This is a genomic window from Achromobacter sp. KK8 (assembly GCF_054188005.1).
Genome location: NZ_CM135178.1, coordinates 2,826,982 through 2,843,061, shown reverse-complemented (window position 1 = coordinate 2,843,061; position 16,080 = coordinate 2,826,982). Strand labels below are relative to the sequence as shown.

The following is a 16,080-nucleotide window of genomic DNA, read 5'->3' as shown; positions in this document are numbered from 1 at the left end:
GTGGCGGCGGGGGCCATGGGTGGCTGGGGACGCTATGCGACAATTCGCGCATGCGGATTCTGGTGATCGAAGATGATGAGGACCTGGCCGACGCGCTTGTGCGTCGGCTGCGTCGTCTTGGGCATGCCGTTGATTGCCAGAAGGATGGGTTGAGCGCGGATGGGGTGTTGCAGTACGAGACCTTCGATCTGGTGATCCTGGACATCGGCTTGCCGCGCATGTCGGGGTTCGAGATCCTGCATCGGTTGCGGGATCGGGGCAGCAAGACGCCGGTGCTGGCGTTGACGGCGCGCATCGATATCGAGGATCGGGTGCATGCGCTGGATACGGGGGCCGATGATTACCTGGCCAAGCCGTTCGACTTCCGCGAACTGGAAGCGCGCTGCCGGGCGTTGCTGCGGCGGCCCAGCGTGCAGGCGGCAGGGGTGTTGCGGTTTGGCGATCTGGTGATCGACAGCGCGGCGCGGCAGGTCAGCCTGGCGGGGCAGCGCATCGATCTGCCCAAGCGGGAGTACAGCCTGCTCGAGATCCTGTTGGGCGGCATGAACCGCGCGGTGAGCAAGGCCGAGATCGCCAACAAACTGTTCGCGTTCGATGATGATGCCGCGCCCAATGCCATCGAGGTCTACATCGCGCGCTTGCGCAAGAAGCTGGAAGGCTCGCCGCTGCGCATCGAGACGCAGCGCGGCACCGGCTACCTGCTGAAGGCGGTCGAGGATGCCGACGCCGACGCGGCGCCGCGGGACTGAGCCGGTGCCGTCCCGCCGCATTTCCGTGCGCCGGCGCCTGCTGGCGATGCTGCTGGCGCTGTTCGTGGTGGGATTGGGCGCGCTGTACCTGCTGGTGCGCGGCTATGCGCAGCAGACGGCCGACACCACCTACGACCAACTGCTGCGGGCCTCGGTGCTGTCGATGGCGGACAGCCTGCAGCTGGTGCAGGGCGAGTGGCAGATGGACATGCCGTACGCCGCCCTCGCGCTGTTGGAACAGGCGCCGCGCGACCGCGTTTTCTACCGCGTGGCGGCGGCCGATGGCGCGCTGATTTCCGGCTACGCCGACCTGCCTGCCCCGCCTGCTCACGGCGCCGACGCCAGCGCCGACACGCAACTGTTCACCGCCACCTACCAGGACCAGCCGGTGCGGGTGGCGTGGATGGAGCGCAAGATCGCCGGCCCGCGCGCCACCGAGACGGCGCTGATCCAGGTGGCGCAGACGCGCGAAGCGCGCAACGCGCTGGCCGCGAGCATCCTGTGGCAGGGCACGCTGACGCTGATCGGTTTCACCGCCGCGGCGCTGGCGCTGGCCTACTGGGGCCTGCAGCGCTCGCTGTCGCCGATCCAGCGCATCGAGCGCGAACTGGCCGCGCGCAGCGCCGCCGACCTGCATCCGATCGCCGCCCCCGTGCCCGAGGAACTGGACACGCTGGTGCATTCGCTCGACGGCTTCATGGCGCGGCTGTCCGAGAACCTCGACACCCTGCGCCTGTTCATCGCCGAGGCCGCGCACCAGCTGCGCACGCCGCTGGCGGCGCTGCACGCGCAGATGGAAGTGGCGCTGGACGAGGAAGATCCGGCCGAACAGCGCCGCAGCCTGTTGGCGGTGCTGCGCAATGCCGAGAAGCTGTCGCGGCTGGTGAACCAGCTGCTCAGTGACGCCAGCGTCATCCACCGCAGCAACGTGCGCAAGTTCGGCCCCGTGGACCTGGCCGAGCTGCTTTCGCAGGCCGTCTACGACACCGTGCCGCAGGCCGACCCGCAGCCCGATGTGCGGCTGCAACTGCCCGACGCGCAAGATGGCGCGCCGCCCCGCATCGCGGGCGACAGCCTGATGCTGCGCGAGGCCTTCAAGAACCTGATCGACAATGCCCTGCGCCATGGCGCCTCGGCGGACGGCCACATCGACGTGCGGCTCGAACGCGACGACGCCGGCTGGCGCATCACCGTGGCGGACCAGGGGCCAGGCATCCCGGCCGCGCTGGCGCAAAGCGCCTTCGAGCGTTTCTCGCGCGGCCCCAACCCGCGCACGCCCGGCGCCGGCCTGGGGCTGTCCATCATCAAGCGCGTGGTCGACATCCACCACGGCCGGCTCAGCCTCAGCAATCGCCCCGGCGGCGGCCTAGAAGCCGTCGTCCTCCTGCCCGCCAGCGCCCATGACGCCTAGATTTCCATTCCTCGCGCGCCTGGCAACGGCCGGCATTGCCCTGCTCCTGGCCAGCGCTGGCCAGGCCGCCGAGACCAGCGCCGACGGCCTGTCACTGGGCCCCGCCGACAGCAGGAACGTGCTGGTGCTGCACGCCTCCAACAGCGTGCAGGTGTTCCGGGGCGTGCTGGAGGACTTCAGCCAGCTCAATCCCGGCGTGCGCCTGGAGTACACGGAGCTGTCGACCCAGGCCCTGTATGCCGAAGTCGCCACTCGCGCCGCGCAAGCGCCGCGCGAGAAGGCCGGCCCCGACCTGGTCATCAGCAGCGCCATGGACCTGCAGACCAAGCTGGTCAACGACGGCCATGCCCAGCCGCACGTTTCGCCGGATACCCGCGCCCTGCCCGCCTGGGCCAACTGGCGCGACGAGGTCTTCAGCATTGGCACCGACCCCATCGTCATGGTCTACGACACCCGCCGCCTGGACGCCGCGCGCGTGCCGCGCACGCGCCGTGAATTGCTGGCGCTGTTGCAGGCGCCCGACCAGCCGCTGGCCGGCCGGATTTCGACCTACGACGTCGAAGGCAGCGGCATCGGCTACCTGGCCGCCACCCAGGACGCGCGCCTGGACAGCCTGGCCGGCGCGCTGCTGGCCGCCTTCGGCCGCAACGGCGTCGGCGTGCACGAGTCGACCGAACACGCGCTCGACAAGCTCGAACGCGGCGAAATCACGCTGGCCTACAACCTGCTGGAGTCATACACCCGTCACCGCATCGACCAGGGCGCGCCGCTGGCCATCATTTATCCGCAGGACTACACCCTGATGCTGTCGCGCTCGGCCATCATCCCGCGCCAGGCCCCGCGCCCCGACCTGGGCGCGCGCTTCCTCGACTACCTGCTGTCGCCGCGCGGCCAGGACATGATCGCGCGCCAATCCGGCATGCGGCCGGTCAGCGCCTCGGTCGTGCCGGCCGCCGGCGTGCGGCCGGTGGCGTTGGGCGTGGGGTTGCTGGTGTACCTGGATCCGCTCAAGAAACGACATTTCCTCGAAGTATGGCGGGCAGCGGCACAGGCGCCGCGCCAGGCGGACTGAAGCCGTCAGGCCAGGTAAGCCGTCACCTCATCCGGCGTCAGATAACGCACGAACGTCATCGACGGCTGCTGCGCATCATGGATCGCGCCGTTGAAACCCGACCAGTTGCGTTGCATGCCCTCTTCCGTCTCCAACGCGATCAGCACCCGCTTGCCATGCCGGGCCAGATTGTCGCGCAGCGCCGCTTCGCCCCAGGCAAAACGCATGTCGTTGACCAGCTTTCCCTGCGCATAGGCATCGGCCTGCAGCCACTGGAAATCGGCGCTGTCGCGTTCGGCGTCGGGTTCGCGCGCGGCGATCTCGCGGCGCACGCCCAGGGCCTGGACGCGGTCCCGCATCAGGTTCTGCAACAGCGTGAAGGCGTGGAAATTGTTGTTGATGCCGTGCGCCCGCGCCACGAAGCCCGTGCCGGAAGTGGGCAACACCACCACGAGTTCTTCCTCGTAGCTGATGCGCGAGGCCAGCCACAGGAAATGCAGCTGCTCGAACGGCAGGTTGTCGTTGAGCGTGGTCATGGCGTACAGCAGGTCCATCAGTTCGGCGTCGGCGACGAAGGCCTGGTGATTGCGCTGGTCGCGCATCAGCATGGCCATCATCGGCAGCACCAGCGTGTCGATGGCGGCGACCTGCGCATCGAGTTCCCAGCGCCGGTCCTCGGGAATGGCTTCAAGCCGCGCCACCGCCTCTTTCCAGGCCAGGCGGTCGGCTTCCTCGACCTCGGCGTCGTCATCCTCGACCTCCAGCGCGCAATACGGCCGCAGGGTCTGCAACCACGGGCCCAGCAACGCCTGCAACGCGGGGAACAGCAGCACGGGATCGGCGCCATCCTCCACCAGCGAACCGCACATCAGCGCCAGCGCCGCCGCCCGGCTGGGGTACAGCGACGGCAGCAGTTCGGCGCAGAACCGCAGGCTGGCGTCGGTGTGCGCCGGATCCTGGGCTTGCTCGTAGAACGCGCGGACCTCGGGGCGCTGGAAGAACGCGTCGAGGGTCTCCACGTCGTCGGCTGACGTGACCGGGGAACGGAGCGCGGCGGCAAGCGAGGCAAAAGAGGTCGGCATGGGCTGACAGGAATAGTGATTCGGGGGGCACCACTATGGCACAAACGGGCCCCACCCAAAACCGCCAGTTGCCGGCCGCGCCGACCGGCGCGGATCAATACCGGTAGTTCACCCCCAGCATCGCGCTGAACGGCGCGCCGTAGTAGTTGCTGTAGATGTTGGTGCTGGCGTAGTACTTCTTGTCCAGCACGTTGTTCAGGTTCAGCGTGGCGGACCACTGGCGGTTGAACTGGTAGCGCGCCATCAGGTCCAGCAGGGCGTAGCCGCTCTGCGACGAGTCCAATTGCTGGCCGCCCGGGCCGCGGCTGGTGAAGCCGCTCTGGCTTTCCCAGCGCACCCCGCCGCCCACGGTCAGGGCGCTCCAGTCGCCCGGCAGGCGGTAGGTGGTGTACAGCTTGGCGATGTGGCGCGGCAGCCCGACCTGGGTCGAGAAGCCCGTCGGCAAGCGGCGATCGACGTAGGCGTACGACAGCTGCATCTGCCAACCGGGCGCGAGTTCGCCGCTGAGCTCGGCTTCGACGCCGCGCAGCACGGCGCCGTTGGCGGCGACGTAGGCGCTGTCGCCATTGGGCGCCAGCTTGTCGCCGTCGACCATGGCGTAGTTGTCCTGGCGGGTGCGGAACAGCGCCAGCGCGCCGTTCAGGCGGCCGTCCAGCCAGGCACTCTTCAGGCCAATTTCGTAGGTGTTGCCCTTGATCGGCGCAATGCCGCTGCCCGACACGGTCTGCGCCTGCTGCGGCAGGAAGATGCTGGTGTAGCTGGCATAGGCGGACAGCGTCGGCGTCAGGTCGTAGACCAGGCCGGCATATGGGGTGTACACACCTTGCTCGCGCATGTTGTCCGGATAGGCCGAGCCGTCGTTGTAGGTGTATGAGGCCTGCTGGTCCCACCAGGTGACGCGCGAGCCCAGGATCACCGACAGCGCGTCGGTCGGCCGCAGGCGCAATGCGCCATAGACCGCGTTCTGCTTCTCGGTGTAGTAGCGCTTGCCGGTCGCCTGCCATTGGGGTTGAGGCATGTCGCCATCCCAGGCGCGCACGTCCGGGATGACCGGGTCATAGCCGGGCGCGGTCCACAGCGGATAGGTGTCGTAGTCGCCCCGGGTGCGCGACAGGCTCACGCCCAGCACCAGGTCGTGGCGGCGGCCCAGCGCGTCGAAGGCGCCGCTGAGGCTGGCGTCCAGCGCATTCTGGGTCTTGGGGATCGGCCATTTGGCGACCCAGACCGAGGCGCCCTGCCCGGTCTGCGGGTTGGCCCAGCCGTTGCTGCTGAACCAGCCATAGGTGCGGTCGTTGTCGTCGCCGGTGCGCGACAGCGTCAGCGACCCTTTCCATGATGACGAGAACTCGTGGTCGAGCGTGGCGAAGACGTTGTAGCGCGTGCGTTCCTGGCGGCTCCAGTTGGTGGCGGAATTGAACCGTTGCCGGAAGTCGGTCTTCGAACCATCGGCGTAGTACGCGGGAAAGCCGAAGTACGAGCACGCCGTGCACTTCTTGCGCTGGTATTCCGCGCCCAGGGTCAGCAGGGTGCGCTCGGTCAGGTCCGCCTCGATGACGCCATACAGCAGTTGCGAATCCTGCTTGACGCGGTCGATGAACGAGCCGCCCTCCTGCCAGGCGCCCACCAGCCGCCCGCGCAGCTTGCCCGACGCATCCAGCGGACTGCCCAGGTCGAACTCGGTGCGCTTGTAGTCCCACGACCCGACGCTGGCGCCGACGCCGGCCTCGAACTCGCGGGTAGGCCGCTTGCGCACCAGGTTGATGGAGGCGGCAGGATTGCCCGCCCCGCTCAGCAGGCCGGTGGAGCCGCGCACCACTTCGATGCGGTCATACAGCGCCGTGTCCAGCCCCAGGGCATTGAAGTCCTTGTGGGTCGGCACGCCGTCGACCTGCATGTTGGTGATCTCCATGCCGCGCGCATACAGGCCCTTCTCGTTGTCGTCGGCCGAGCCCTTCTTCTTGAAGGTCAGGCCCGGGGTGTTGACGATGGCGTCTTCCAGCGTGTTCAGGCCCTGGTCGGTGAGCCGCTGGCGCGTCATCACCGAGACCGACTGCGGCGTCTCGCGCAGCGTCATCGGCAGCCGGGTGGCGGTGTTCGACACGCCGACCGTATACGAATCGGTGCCTTCGCTGGGCGCGGGTTCGCGCGCGCCCAGCACTTCGACCGGCGCCAGGGTCTGCGCATTGGCGGCGCGCAGGCCATAGCGGTTGCCGCCCTGATTGACGGCCTCCAGCCCGGTGCCCGACAGCATCGCCGCCAGGCCCGCGGCCACGCCATAGTCGCCCTGCAGGCCGGCGCTCTGGCGGCCCTGGGTGAGCGTGGCATCGAACGACAGCACCACCCCGGCCTGGGCGGCGAACCGGCTCAGGGCCAGGCCCAGCGGGCCGGGCGGCACATCATAGTGGCGCGACGCCTGCGCGCTGGAAACGGCCTGTGCCTGCGCCGACGGCGTGGCGCCCAGGGCGCCCAGGGCGGTCAAGGCGATGACAACGGCGCGCGCCAGGGGCGCGAGTTTGGCGGAGTGACGAAGCAAGGGTACAGAAGGCATGGACTCAGGTTTCCGTATGGCAGATCCGACGTAATCCCTGCTAAGTCGGACGAGCGCGGAAAAAGGACAATGCCGAGCGAAAAAAATCAGCGGCGGGCGACGATGCGGACGTAATAACGGGTAAAGCGCGCGATGTTCACGGGCAGCGCGCGCGTCACGGCGGCCAGCGCCTGGTCGGTGTCGTCGACAGGAAACGCCCCCGACAGGCGCAGCGCCGCGACGGCATCGTCGCATCGCAGCAGCCCGGGCCGATAACGGTCGAGCCGGGCAATGAAGTCGTCCAACCGCCAGTTGTCGACCACCAGCAGGCCCCGCGTCCAGGCGTCGGGCTCGCCGGTGATGGCGCCGGCCGCCTGCGCCCCCGCAGGCGCCAGCGTGCCCTGCTCGCCCGCCTTCAGGATCACTGGCGCGCCGCCCGTGGCGGGTTCCAGCGCCACCGCATGGCGCAGCACCGCGACCCGCGTCAGGTCGTCCTGCCGCGTGACGATGAAACGCGTGCCCAGGGGACGCACCGCGCCGTGCGCGGTGAGCACGCGCAAGGGCGGCAGGCCAGAACGGACGTTTTCGGTATCGACCAGGATCTCGCCGGCATGCACGAAGATGCGCCGCTGGCCGGCGTCGACGGTCACGTCGACCGCGCTGGCGCTGTCCAGCCAGAGCAAGGTGCCATCCGCCAGCCGCAGTTCGCGGCGCTCGCCCGCCCCGGTGCGGTAGTCGGCCAGCATCCGCTCCATCGGCAGGTTGCGCCAGGCCGCCAGGCTGCCGACGCCCAGCAGCGCCACCGCGCCCAGTCCGTTGCGCAGCGCCGCGCGGCGGCGCGAGAAATGCTGGTCGGCACGATTGAGCGTGTCGGCAGCCAGGCGCGCCGGCGCGGCTCCCAGCGTGCCACGCAACCGTTCCACCTGCCCCCAGATGCGCGCATGTTCGGGATCGGCCGCCAGCCAGCGCCCATGCGCCGCCAGGTCGGCCGCGCTGACGTCGTCCGCGCAGAGCCGCGCGTACCATTGCGCCGCCGCGGCGATGGTCTTGTCCGCCATGGCCGCCTACTGCCGGGCCAGCGCGTACACCAGGCAATGCTCGGTGGCGCGCGCCATGTACTTCTTGATGGAACTGACCGTCACGCCCAGGCGGACGGCGATCTCGGCGTAGCTGGCCCCTTCCAGCTGGGACATCAGGAAAGCGCGCCGCACCTTGTCGCCCAGGCCGTGCAGCATGGCGTCGATCTCGCGGATGGTCTCGAGCAGGATGGCCTGCGTCTCGGGCGATATGGCGCTGGCCTCGGGCTGCTGCGCCAGGGTTTCGAGCCAGGCGCGTTCGAGCACCTGGCGGCGGATGTGGTCGACCAGCGTGCGCTGCGCCACCGTGGCCAGGAAGCTGCGCGGCTGCCGCACGCCCTGCAATTGCGCCATCGATGCCGGCGACGCCAGCAGGCGCAGGAAGGTGTCCTGGGCCAGGTCGGCGGCCTCGGCCGGCACGTTCAGGCGCCGCAGCAGCCAGCCGCGCAGCCAGCCGTGATGGTCGCGGTACAGCCTGCCAAGCTCGCGGTGTTCCAGGGATTCCGTGGACGACATGGCCGTCGCGTCAGCGCCTTGTGAATTTCGGTAATGGGAATTGTAATCATTATTGATGAAGGCGTTCAAATGCCCTTCCCATTACGGCCGACGCCGCCCGGTGTCTCACCACGTCACATAGAACATCGCCTTGGCCAGCACCACGATGCCGACCATGTGACAGAAAACGCTGATGTGAATGCGCCGCTGCACGGCCGGCGTCAGCCGCCGCTTGCGGGCCAGCGCCAGGGCCGTGACGACGTGCACCGCCACGCTCGCCGCCAGCGCGATCTTGATCGACAGCAGGATGCCCAGCGGCGAGCCGGCCGGATGCGCCAGCGCGTTGCCGTATTGCGATGCCAGGCCCAGGCCCGCCAGGTACAGCACCAGCACCGCCCACGGCACCGTGCCGCGCACGCGCGGGCCGAGCTGGGCGCCGAGCGCCTTGCGCACCTCGGGCGGCAGGCGCCGGTGCACCGGTTCCAGGAACAGCACCTCGAAGGTCACCGTGCCGACGAAGACGAAGGCGGCCAGCAGGTGCAGGATCAACAGCAAGGGATAGGTGTTCATGGCGGTGCCTGGATAGGTCATCAGAACCGGTAGGCCACGCCCGCGCTGAACGCCCTGCCGTTGCCTGGCAGGAAGATCGGCATGGCCGCCGTCGCGCTGTTGCGGATGGCGTAGCTGCTGGCGTAGGTCTTGTCGGTGAGGTTGTCGGCCTGCACGTAGGCGCTCCAATGCGCATCATGCTCGTAAGCGATCTTGAAACCCAGCAGCGCATAGGCGTTCTGCTGCGTGCCCGGCGCGTTGGCGTGGTTGGTCTCAGTGTCGCTCATCAGCCAGCGCAGGTTGGGCCCCGCGCGCCAGCCGCCTTTGCGGTACATCAACTCGGCGCTCAGCAGGTGGCGCGGCACCCCGGCGATGCGGTTGCCCTGGAATTCCCCCTCGCGGAAACGGAAGTCGCTGAAGGTGTAGGCGACGCGGTAGTCCAGCAGGCCGTCGCCCGGCGCCGGCAGGCTGCCGGACAGGCCCGCTTCGATGCCCTGGTGGCGGGTACGGCCGCGGTAGTTGTAGGTGCCGGCCGGCGTGCCGTTGGCGTTGGTGACGGACATGAGTTCATCCTCCACCCGGCTGCGATAGAGCGACACGGTCCAGCGCAGATCACGGCCGGCCACGGCGAAGGTGCCATCGCCGCCGAGTTCGACCGTCAGCGCGCGTTGCAGGTCGAGCTTGCTCATGGAAGTGACGGCGGTGGCCGGGTTCATGGGCGCGGGCACTTCGCCGTTGACGATTTCCCAGAAGGTCGGCGCCTCGTTGCTGCGGCTGACGTTGGCATACCAGCGCTGCGTCTGCGCCGGTTGCCAGACGATGCCCAGGCGCGGGGTGGCGTAGTTCCAGTCCTGGTCCAGCGTCTTGCCGCTGCCGCGCTCGCGCGCATCGCGCACCGCCTGGGTGTACTTCAGGTCGCCGACCAGGCTGAGCTGCCCGGTGAGGTGCCAATCCAGGCCGATCAGCGCGCTGCGGTTCTCGGCCGTCAAGGCATAGTTGCCGAAGCGTTGCAGGCGGCGGCCATCGGCGGGACGGATGGCGTAGAAGTCGCGGTCCATATTGCTACGCTGCCAGTCGAGCGCCACGCGGTAATCGACACTGCCCGCCTTGCCGGCCAGCTGCCACGCCAGGCCGTAGGTATCGCCGTCCGTGACGTTGGCGACCTGCGGGTTGGTGAAGTCGTCATTGGTGCGCTGCCAATAAAGGCCGGCGGTCTGGTTCAAGTCGTCGCTGCCCCAGTAGCTGCGGTTGGCGATGCGGAACTGGCTGGTCTCGCGGTGCGGGTCCCGGTTGTAGACGTTGTTGGCCAGGTCCTGCGGCGAATTGCCGTCGCCCAGCACGCCGCGCGGATCCGAATACATGCGGGCCTTGGGCACCGGCTGGGGAATGTCGAACCTGAGATCGGTGTAGGACAGATAGGTACGGTTCTCGAAAGTCCCGCGACGAAAGCCCAGATTGCCCTGGAAGCTGGAGCGTTCGGACGCCGAATGATGGCGATAGCCATCCGACTTGTCGTAGCCGAAGCTGAAGCGGCCATCCAGGCGCTCGTCCTCGAAGCCCTTGGACAAGGTGACCGAACGCGTGCCGAAGCTGCCAGTGCCAAGCCGGATCTGGTCGCCCTGGGTGCCTGTGAGCGACCGGAAGTCGACTTCACCGCCCAGCGTCGTGGCGCCGGGCGCCAGCGCATTGGCCCCGCGCCGCACGGCGACCAGGCCCGCGTTGCGAGGTTCGAGCAGGCTGATGACGAACGAGCCGTCGGCATCGTTCAGCGGCAAGCCGTCCTGCATCAGCAGGATGCCGCGGCTGAGGGGATTGCTCTGGATGCCGGAACCGCGGATGTTCAGCCGGGGCTGGTCCAGTCCGCCGAAGAATTCCTGCACCACCACGCCCGGCTGGTAGTCGAGCGCATCACGCAGCATGATCAGGCGCACCTCCTGCTGCGGCAGGATCAGGTTGGTGCCACCCGGCACGGCCTGTTGTTCGGCCTGGATCCGCCGGGGACCGGGATCGAGCCCGCGCGTGACGGACTCGCCGGACACGACCACCGGCGACAACGACGGCACGGCCTGGCCGGCCGCGGGAGGCTGCGGCTGGGCATGGGCCGCGGACAGGCCGAGCACGCCCAGGGTGAGGCTGGACGCCAACTGGCGTAGGAGGGGGGATGTCATGCGAGTACTTCCACGTAGCAAGGAAACAAAAGAGCGTTCATGGCGGAGCCGGCGAACGGGGAAATCGGAAAGACGGAAATCCTGGCAATGGCTGCGTCACGGCCCGGCGCCGGCCTCCAGCAACAGGGCGCGCAGGCGCACGGCCGACAAGGCGCCAGTGGCGTCCGGCTCGATGGCAATGACGCTCCCCTGCCGCACCAGCACGCAGCGGTCGACCAGGCCCAGCAATTCCTCGGGGTCGTGGCTGATGCACAGCAAGGCCGCGCCGCTGCGGACCAATTCCTCGCGGCAATTGGCGGCCAGCTGGCGGCGCAGCGCCGGATCGAGCGCGCTGAAGGGTTCGTCCAGCATCAGCAGGTCGGGTCCCAGCGCCAACGCGCGGGCCAGGGCGACACGCTGCGCCATGCCGCCCGACAACTCGCCCGGCCACGACTGCATCGCCGCGTCCAGCCCCACCCGGACCAGCCATTGCGCTGCCAGCGCCCGCGCCCTGGCGGGCGCATGGCCGGCAGCACGCAGCGGCAACGCCACGTTATCCAACGCGTGACGCCAGGGCAGCAGCCGCGGTTCCTGGAACATCAGCGCGGCGTGGCGAAAATCGTTGCGCAAGGAGCCGCCGCTGGGCCGCGCCAAGCCGGCGGCCAGGCGCAACAGGCTGCTCTTGCCGGCGCCGCTGGGGCCGATCAGGCCCAACCGCTCGCCCGGACGCAGGCGCAGGTCGACATCGCGCAACACGGATTGCGCGCCATAACGCAGGGACAGGCTGCGCAACTCAAGCATGGCTCGGCTCCATCCAGCGCCCCAGGCGCCGCTGCAGCGGTTGCAGGAAGGCGAATTCCAACAAGGCCACCAGGCCCAGGATCAGCAGCACCCAGGCATACAGTTCGGCCGTGTCGAAGGTGCTGCGGGCATTGGCCAGCGCGTAGCCCACGCCGTTCTCGGCGCCCAGCACCTCGGCCATGACCACCAGCCGCACGCCGCCGCAGGCGGCGATCAGAAGCGCCGCCAGCAACGGCGCGCTGAGCGCGGGCAGGTACAGGTGCCGCAAGCGCAGCCAGGGGCCATAGCGGTAGACCTGCGTCATCTCGATCAGCTTGCGATCCACGTGCAGCATGCCCTTGACGGTGTTGACATACATGCCGGGCGCCATCATCAGCGTGGTGATGAAGATCACCATTGACGAACCCAGGCCGAACCACAGCATTGCCAGCACCACCACGACCACCGGCGGCATCGCCATCAGCAGCCAGCGCAGGGGCTCGACCAGGCCGCGCAGGCGGGCGCTGTGGCCGGCCAGCATGCCCAGCGCGAAACCCAGCGATGCGCCGGCCAGCACACCGACGCCGATGCGCATCAGGCTGACGCCAGCGTTGGCGAAGAATTGCGGGCCGCGCACCAGCGGGCCGATGGCGCGCAGCGCCTCCCAGGGCGTCGCCATGAGCAGCGGCCCGAGCTGGCGCGCGGCCAGGTGCCAGGCCAGCAACAGCAGCAGCACGCCGGCCGCGCTCCAGGCGCGCGAGGTGCGCAGGGCCGGCGCCCCCTGGCGCGAAAAACGCGGGCCGCTCATGGCCCGTAGAAGCCGACCGGCGGCAGGCCGCCGCCGATGGCCTGGGGATAGCGGTTGGCCAGCAACTGGTACAGGGCCTCGATGTCGGCACGCGCCTCGCGAGCGCTGCGGCTCCGCAGGCGCGTCTGGCGGATCGCGGCTTCGAGGGCGGCCTGCGGCATGTGCGGCAGATGCTCGCGCACCAACGCCGCGCATTCGGCCGGATGATCCATGCACCAGCGCGCGGACGCGGCATAGGCCGTGTCGACCGCCTGGCACAGCGCCACGTCGTCGGCCACGCCCGCGGCGGCCATGATGCCCGCCTGCGGCAAGGCAGGCTGCGCGGGGAACGCGGCGCGCCAGGCCTGCTCCAGGCTCGGACCGCGGTGCAACGTGGGCGCGCCAGCCTGCTGCCGCGCCCGCCACAGCAGCAGCGACGCCATGGGTTCGACCAGCAGCGCCTGTTCGGTCTGGCCGTCCAGCATCAGCGCGATCGCGTCCTGGCCGTCGCGTGTGCGGCGCAGCCTGACGGGCGCCAGACCGCGCGCGGCCTGGGCCTCGAGCAGCGTATCCAGCAGCACCGCCGGCAGGTCGCGCTGGAATGGCACCGCCAGCTCGCGGCCGGCCAGGTCCTCGAACGACTGGATGGCGGGGTCGCGGCTGACCAGCCAGAGAATGCCCCACACCGAGATGTTCAGCAGCCGCACCGGCAGCCCGCGGTTGCGCAACAGCGCCGGCAGCGTGCTGGGCGCGGCGCTGAAGTCGACGTCGCCGTTCACCAGCAGCGTGCGCAGCTGGTCGGCGCTTTGCCACAGGCGAAAGCGCACCGCGTCCGCCTGCCCGGCCAGGGCGCCGGTCGCGGCCATGTGCATCAACGGATAGCTGACCACGGCGCCAGGCCCGGCCAGCGTGAGCGTGGCGCGTGGACGGGGGCCGGCCACGCCCCAGCGCGGCAGCAGCGCCGCGGCGCTGACCGCGGCGCAGAAACGGCGGCGCGTCGGGATGTTCTTCATGGAATTTCAAATGGGAATTGTTATCGTTTAAAATTTTCCCATTCACGCGCAAAGACCCAGAATGACAAATATCAATCTGCCCGACCCGGTCGCGGCGGACCTGCTCGCCCGCCATCCGCTGCTGCGCAGCCTGCCGCCGCCGGCGGTCGCCGAAGTCGCCACGTACCTGGTGGGCGACGCCGTGCCGCTGCGCGCCGAGGCCGGACAGATCCTGTTCGGCGAAGGCGACGTCGCCCGCCACTATCTGTTGGTGGGCCACGGCCAGGCCGAGGTCATGCGCTATGGCTACAACGGCGACGAACGCGTCTTCCGCGTGTTCGAGCCGGGCACGCTGATGGCCCATGCCGCCATGTTCATGCCGCATGGCCGCTATCCGATGCAGGCGCGGGCGCGCACGGCTTTCCAGGGCTGGCGGCTGTGCCGTCGCCGGCTGCATGAGGCCTGCCGCCAGTGGCCGGACCTGGCGCTGGCGCTGCTGGCAGGGCTGAGCAAGAACCTCTACGACCAGGTCAACAGGGTCGACTGGATGACGTCCAGCTCCGCGCCGGAGCGGCTGGCCAACTATCTGATGGGATTGCGCGAGCGCCAGGGCGACACGGTGACGCTGCCGCTGAACCAGCGCCAGCTGGCCGCGCACCTCGGTATCCGCGCCGAGACCCTGAGCCGCCTGCTGAACGACTGGCAGACCCAGGGCCATGTCAGCGGCAAGCGCCGCGAATGGATACTGCACACGCCGGCCTACCTGGAAAAACTGGCGACGACGGCCAAACGGCCGTTCTGACGGCCGGCTGCCACGCCCGGCGCGCCGCGAAGCCGGCCGTGATGCCGGGCCCGCCAATGACATTCGTCATCGGCGCCGCCCTCCCCTCCGGCCGACAATGGGACTGGTCTTGCCCCCTGCCCCATCATGCCGCCCGATTCCCCCGACCTTCCCGCCGCGCCGATCGGCGAGGATGACATCCGCCGCCTGGTCCACCGGTTCTATGCCCGCGTGCGCCAGGACGACACGCTGGCGCCTATCTTCGACGCGCGCGTGACCGACTGGGATGCGCACCTGGCCATGCTGTGTGATTTCTGGTCCGCGCTGCTGCTGGGCACGCGCCGCTTCAAGGGCGCGCCGATTCCGGCGCACGCCCGCATTCCAGACCTGTCATGGCCACTGTTCCAGCGCTGGCTGGCGCTGTTCCACCAGGTCACCGCGGAAGTCGGGCCGCCACTGCTGCAGGCGCAGGCCGACGCCATGGCCGAACGCATCGCCGCCAAGCTGTGGCACGCCTGGCAGCAGCGGCACGCCATGCCCGGCCTGCCGGATACCCTGCCCGCGAACGTGCGTCCCTACCGCGACAGCCCCATGTTCACGCTCGACAACCTGCCCGCCGCATTGCGCGCCGCGCATACGACCAAGGCGGGAACCTGGGGATTGTTGACCGTGTACAGCGGCGTGCTGCGCTACACGCTGGACGATCCGCCGCACACCGAAGTGGTGCTGGCCGCCGGACAGCGCGTGCTGATCGCGCCGCAAGTGCGGCATCACGTCGCCTTCGAACTGCCTGGAAGCTTCCAGATCACGTTCTGCCGCGCGGATGGGGCCTCGCCGGCAGACGCCGAACGTTCGGCGTAGTCGCCCCGGGGCCCTGGGAGGCCGCGCCCGATCGGGCGCGGCAGGTGCTTACTTCTTCTTGCCCGAGGCGTCCTGCTCGACCACCATGTCCAGCACGTACACCTTCGACGGCGCGTCGGCCGGCGGGTTCTTCCAGTCGTAGCGCTTGACCCGCAGCACGGTGCGCACGCCATCGCGGTGATCGTAGCCTTCGATCGACTGGTACAGCGGATGCCAGTCTTCCTGCGGTGGCAGCTGCACCCCGGCGTCGTTGTAGCGGCGCTCACGCACCATCAGGCACTGGTAGCGCGGAATCATGGGATGGCTGCAGTCGGCGCGCTTGGGCGCCACTTCCAGGAACATGATCTCGCCGGCGCTGCCGTACAGGGTCTCCGGCGTCGGTTCGCCGACGAACTTCAGCACGCTGCCGTCCCGCGCCACCAGCTCCAGCGCGGGCTCGGCCGGATCGCCGCCGAGCGTGGCGCGCAGGTCGCCCTTCAGGCGCTGGCCGATCTCGGCGTCCAACGTCATCAGGCTGGGCTCGCAGGCCTTCATGGTGGAAGCCAGATTGGCGACCTGCAGCACGCCGTTCTTGTAGGTATAGCCGCCGAACTGCGCATTGCAGCCGCCGCGCACGTTCAGGGCATCGGCCGTGAACGACAGGCGCAAGGGCTGTTCAATACCCTTTTGCAGGGCGGGGATGGATTTGCCGGCAGCATCGGTGGCCGACACCAGGCGCCAGTAGTAGGCGGGCAGGCTCACCGCGTTCGCGGCGGGCGTCGCGGAAGAAGTGGACATGGAGGACGATCCTTC

The 16,080-nt window shown here is 69.2% G+C and carries 15 protein-coding genes; 5 read left to right on the top strand and 10 right to left on the bottom strand.

Translation table 11 applies throughout. From position 1 onward, the window contains the following. Positions 1 to 50 precede the first annotated feature (50 nt). Genes ACVN9Z_RS13200 through ACVN9Z_RS13190 form a run of 3 tightly spaced genes read left to right on the top strand, consistent with a single transcriptional unit; the run spans position 51 to position 3,232 of the window. On the top strand, positions 51 to 749 hold the full coding sequence (locus tag ACVN9Z_RS13200) for a response regulator transcription factor (RefSeq protein WP_054473398.1): 699 nt from the start codon (positions 51 to 53) through the stop codon (positions 747 to 749). Further along, a complete protein-coding gene (locus tag ACVN9Z_RS13195; RefSeq protein WP_458213457.1) occupies positions 718 to 2,160 on the top strand; it encodes a sensor histidine kinase N-terminal domain-containing protein in 1,443 nt (480 codons plus the stop codon). The genes ACVN9Z_RS13200 and ACVN9Z_RS13195 overlap by 32 nt, the downstream gene beginning before the upstream one ends. Beyond that, entirely contained in the window at positions 2,150 to 3,232 is a 1,083-nt protein-coding gene (locus ACVN9Z_RS13190; protein WP_458213456.1) for an ABC transporter substrate-binding protein, read from the top strand. The genes ACVN9Z_RS13195 and ACVN9Z_RS13190 overlap by 11 nt, the downstream gene beginning before the upstream one ends. 5 nt (positions 3,233 to 3,237) lie before the next feature. Here the strand turns inward: ACVN9Z_RS13190 and ACVN9Z_RS13185 are convergent, their stop codons facing one another. The 9 genes from ACVN9Z_RS13185 to ACVN9Z_RS13145 all read right to left on the bottom strand — a co-directional run bounded on the left by ACVN9Z_RS13185 (position 3,238) and on the right by ACVN9Z_RS13145 (position 13,667). Then, positions 3,238 to 4,293 carry a hypothetical protein gene (locus ACVN9Z_RS13185; RefSeq protein ID WP_458213455.1) on the bottom strand — a complete coding sequence of 352 codons (1,056 nt, stop codon included), beginning with the start codon at positions 4,291 to 4,293 and terminating at the stop codon, positions 3,238 to 3,240. A gap of 94 nt (positions 4,294 to 4,387) precedes the next feature. After that, positions 4,388 to 6,841 (bottom strand): TonB-dependent siderophore receptor, encoded by a 2,454-nt coding sequence (locus tag ACVN9Z_RS13180; RefSeq protein WP_458213454.1) that lies wholly within the window; start codon positions 6,839 to 6,841, stop codon positions 4,388 to 4,390. A gap of 86 nt (positions 6,842 to 6,927) precedes the next feature. Beyond that, positions 6,928 to 7,878 carry a FecR domain-containing protein gene (locus tag ACVN9Z_RS13175; RefSeq protein WP_155866967.1) on the bottom strand — a complete coding sequence of 317 codons (951 nt, stop codon included), beginning with the start codon at positions 7,876 to 7,878 and terminating at the stop codon, positions 6,928 to 6,930. A 6-nt stretch (positions 7,879 to 7,884) separates the two neighbouring features. After that, the gene (locus ACVN9Z_RS13170) at positions 7,885 to 8,412 is read right to left on the bottom strand and encodes a sigma-70 family RNA polymerase sigma factor (RefSeq protein WP_427199978.1); all 528 of its coding nucleotides are present in this window, start codon (positions 8,410 to 8,412) and stop codon (positions 7,885 to 7,887) included. Between the two features lie 105 nt (positions 8,413 to 8,517). Then, positions 8,518 to 8,961, bottom strand: coding sequence for a CopD family copper resistance protein (locus tag ACVN9Z_RS13165; protein WP_006389155.1), 444 nt, complete (start codon positions 8,959 to 8,961; stop codon positions 8,518 to 8,520). A 20-nt stretch (positions 8,962 to 8,981) separates the two neighbouring features. Continuing rightward, a complete protein-coding gene (locus ACVN9Z_RS13160) occupies positions 8,982 to 11,108 on the bottom strand; it encodes a TonB-dependent receptor family protein (RefSeq protein WP_458213453.1) in 2,127 nt (708 codons plus the stop codon). 96 nt (positions 11,109 to 11,204) lie between these two features. Then, on the bottom strand, positions 11,205 to 11,888 hold the full coding sequence (locus ACVN9Z_RS13155) for an ABC transporter ATP-binding protein (RefSeq protein WP_458213452.1): 684 nt from the start codon (positions 11,886 to 11,888) through the stop codon (positions 11,205 to 11,207). Continuing rightward, positions 11,881 to 12,675, bottom strand: coding sequence for an ABC transporter permease (locus ACVN9Z_RS13150; RefSeq protein ID WP_054440255.1), 795 nt, complete (start codon positions 12,673 to 12,675; stop codon positions 11,881 to 11,883). The genes ACVN9Z_RS13155 and ACVN9Z_RS13150 overlap by 8 nt, the downstream gene beginning before the upstream one ends. Then, a complete protein-coding gene (locus tag ACVN9Z_RS13145; RefSeq protein ID WP_053499937.1) occupies positions 12,672 to 13,667 on the bottom strand; it encodes an ABC transporter substrate-binding protein in 996 nt (331 codons plus the stop codon). The genes ACVN9Z_RS13150 and ACVN9Z_RS13145 overlap by 4 nt, the downstream gene beginning before the upstream one ends. 61 nt (positions 13,668 to 13,728) lie before the next feature. Here ACVN9Z_RS13145 and ACVN9Z_RS13140 point away from each other — a divergent pair, with 61 nt between their 5' ends. Together ACVN9Z_RS13140 and ACVN9Z_RS13135 are read left to right on the top strand one after the other, a co-directional pair. Continuing rightward, positions 13,729 to 14,448 (top strand): Crp/Fnr family transcriptional regulator, encoded by a 720-nt coding sequence (locus ACVN9Z_RS13140; protein ID WP_024068035.1) that lies wholly within the window; start codon positions 13,729 to 13,731, stop codon positions 14,446 to 14,448. Positions 14,449 to 14,574: 126 nt separating this feature from the next. After that, complete coding sequence (locus tag ACVN9Z_RS13135) at positions 14,575 to 15,288, top strand: DUF1971 domain-containing protein (RefSeq protein WP_458213451.1); 714 nt, start codon at positions 14,575 to 14,577, stop codon at positions 15,286 to 15,288. 48 nt (positions 15,289 to 15,336) lie between these two features. On the opposite strand, the gene ACVN9Z_RS13130 is transcribed toward ACVN9Z_RS13135, so the two are convergent. Further along, complete coding sequence (locus ACVN9Z_RS13130) at positions 15,337 to 16,065, bottom strand: META and DUF4377 domain-containing protein (protein WP_047992141.1); 729 nt, start codon at positions 16,063 to 16,065, stop codon at positions 15,337 to 15,339. Between the last annotated feature and the right edge of the window lie 15 nt (positions 16,066 to 16,080).

Bases quoted from the DNA above. Each gene is read 5' to 3' on its own strand.
- ACVN9Z_RS13200 (WP_054473398.1), top strand. From the start codon at position 51: ATGCGGATTCTGGTGATCGAAGATGATGAGGACCTGGCCGACGCGCTT.
- ACVN9Z_RS13195 (WP_458213457.1), top strand. From the start codon at position 718: ATGCCGACGCCGACGCGGCGCCGCGGGACTGAGCCGGTGCCGTCCCGC.
- ACVN9Z_RS13190 (WP_458213456.1), top strand. From the start codon at position 2,150: ATGACGCCTAGATTTCCATTCCTCGCGCGCCTGGCAACGGCCGGCATT.
- ACVN9Z_RS13185 (WP_458213455.1), bottom strand. From the start codon at position 4,293: ATGCCGACCTCTTTTGCCTCGCTTGCCGCCGCGCTCCGTTCCCCGGTC.
- ACVN9Z_RS13180 (WP_458213454.1), bottom strand. From the start codon at position 6,841: ATGCCTTCTGTACCCTTGCTTCGTCACTCCGCCAAACTCGCGCCCCTG.
- ACVN9Z_RS13175 (WP_155866967.1), bottom strand. From the start codon at position 7,878: ATGGCGGACAAGACCATCGCCGCGGCGGCGCAATGGTACGCGCGGCTC.
- ACVN9Z_RS13170 (WP_427199978.1), bottom strand. From the start codon at position 8,412: ATGTCGTCCACGGAATCCCTGGAACACCGCGAGCTTGGCAGGCTGTAC.
- ACVN9Z_RS13165 (WP_006389155.1), bottom strand. From the start codon at position 8,961: ATGAACACCTATCCCTTGCTGTTGATCCTGCACCTGCTGGCCGCCTTC.
- ACVN9Z_RS13160 (WP_458213453.1), bottom strand. From the start codon at position 11,108: ATGACATCCCCCCTCCTACGCCAGTTGGCGTCCAGCCTCACCCTGGGC.
- ACVN9Z_RS13155 (WP_458213452.1), bottom strand. From the start codon at position 11,888: ATGCTTGAGTTGCGCAGCCTGTCCCTGCGTTATGGCGCGCAATCCGTG.
- ACVN9Z_RS13150 (WP_054440255.1), bottom strand. From the start codon at position 12,675: ATGAGCGGCCCGCGTTTTTCGCGCCAGGGGGCGCCGGCCCTGCGCACC.
- ACVN9Z_RS13145 (WP_053499937.1), bottom strand. From the start codon at position 13,667: ATGAAGAACATCCCGACGCGCCGCCGTTTCTGCGCCGCGGTCAGCGCC.
- ACVN9Z_RS13140 (WP_024068035.1), top strand. From the start codon at position 13,729: ATGACAAATATCAATCTGCCCGACCCGGTCGCGGCGGACCTGCTCGCC.
- ACVN9Z_RS13135 (WP_458213451.1), top strand. From the start codon at position 14,575: ATGCCGCCCGATTCCCCCGACCTTCCCGCCGCGCCGATCGGCGAGGAT.
- ACVN9Z_RS13130 (WP_047992141.1), bottom strand. From the start codon at position 16,065: ATGTCCACTTCTTCCGCGACGCCCGCCGCGAACGCGGTGAGCCTGCCC.